A 1,563-nucleotide genomic window follows, 5' to 3' on the forward strand; every position below is an offset into this window, starting at 1 on the left:
ACTTTACGTAAGGAGGTGATCCAGCCCCAGGTTCCCCTAGGGCTACCTTGTTACGACTTCACCCCAGTCATGAACCACACCGTGGTCATCGCCCTCCCGAAGGTTAAGCTAATGACTTCTGGTGCAGCCCACTCCCATGGTGTGACGGGCGGTGTGTACAAGGCCCGGGAACGTATTCACCGTGACATTCTGATTCACGATTACTAGCGATTCCGACTTCATGGGGTCGAGTTGCAGACCCCAATCCGGACTACGACGCACTTTATGGGATTCGCTTACCATCGCTGGTTTGCAGCCCTTTGTATGCGCCATTGTAGCACGTGTGTAGCCCTACTCGTAAGGGCCATGATGACTTGACGTCGTCCCCACCTTCCTCCGGTTTATCACCGGCAGTCTCCTTAGAGTTCCCACCATTACGTGCTGGCAAATAAGGATAAGGGTTGCGCTCGTTGCGGGACTTAACCCAACATTTCACAACACGAGCTGACGACAGCCATGCAGCACCTGTCTCATAGTTCCCGAAGGCACCAATTCATCTCTGAAAAGTTCTATGGATGTCAAGAGTAGGTAAGGTTCTTCGCGTTGCATCGAATTAAACCACATGCTCCACCGCTTGTGCGGGCCCCCGTCAATTCATTTGAGTTTTAACCTTGCGGCCGTACTCCCCAGGCGGTCTACTTAATGCGTTAGCTTAAGAGCCCAGTTCTCAAGGAACCAAACTCCGAGTAGACATCGTTTACGGCGTGGACTACCGGGGTATCTAATCCCGTTTGCTACCCACGCTTTCGCATCTGAGCGTCAGTTACTTGCCAGGTGGCCGCCTTCGCCACTGGTATTCCTTCAGATCTCTACGCATTTCACCGCTACACCTGAAATTCTACCACCCTCTCAAGAACTCTAGTTTGCCAGTTCGAAATGCAGTTCCCAGGTTGAGCCCGGGGCTTTCACATCTCGCTTAACAAACCGCCTGCATGCGCTTTACGCCCAGTAATTCCGATTAACGCTTGCACCCTCCGTATTACCGCGGCTGCTGGCACGGAGTTAGCCGGTGCTTCTTCTGCGAGTAACGTCACAGTGATAAAGTATTAATTTATCACCTTTCCTCCTCGCTGAAAGTACTTTACAACCCTAAGGCCTTCTTCATACACGCGGTATGGCTGCATCAGGCTTTCGCCCATTGTGCAATATTCCCCACTGCTGCCTCCCGTAGGAGTCTGGACCGTGTCTCAGTTCCAGTGTGGCTGATCATCCTCTCAGACCAGCTAGGGATCGTCGCCTTGGTGAGCTCTTACCTCACCAACAAGCTAATCCCACTTGGGCTCATCTAGTCGCGAGAGCTTTCAAGAAGAGGCCCCCTTTCACCCGTAGGTCGTATGCGGTATTAGCAGTCGTTTCCAACTGTTGTCCCCCTCGACTAGGCAGATTCCCAAGCATTACTCACCCGTCCGCCGCTCGACGCCAGAATAGCAAGCTATTCTTCGTTTCCGCTCGACTTGCATGTGTTAAGCCTACCGCCAGCGTTCAATCTGAGCCATGATCAAACTCTTCAATTAAAAGTTTTTT

The 1,563-nt window shown here is 52.1% G+C and carries 1 rRNA gene; it reads right to left on the reverse strand.

Annotation, left to right across the window (positions count from 1 at the left end):
• Nucleotides 1–8: 8 nt before the first annotated feature.
• Nucleotides 9–1,553 (reverse strand): 16S ribosomal RNA (locus JFU56_RS22380).
• Nucleotides 1,554–1,563 lie beyond the last annotated feature (10 nt).

Source organism: Moritella sp. F3 (assembly GCF_015082335.1).
In the GTDB taxonomy this organism is placed as follows: Bacteria; Pseudomonadota; Gammaproteobacteria; order Enterobacterales; family Moritellaceae; genus Moritella.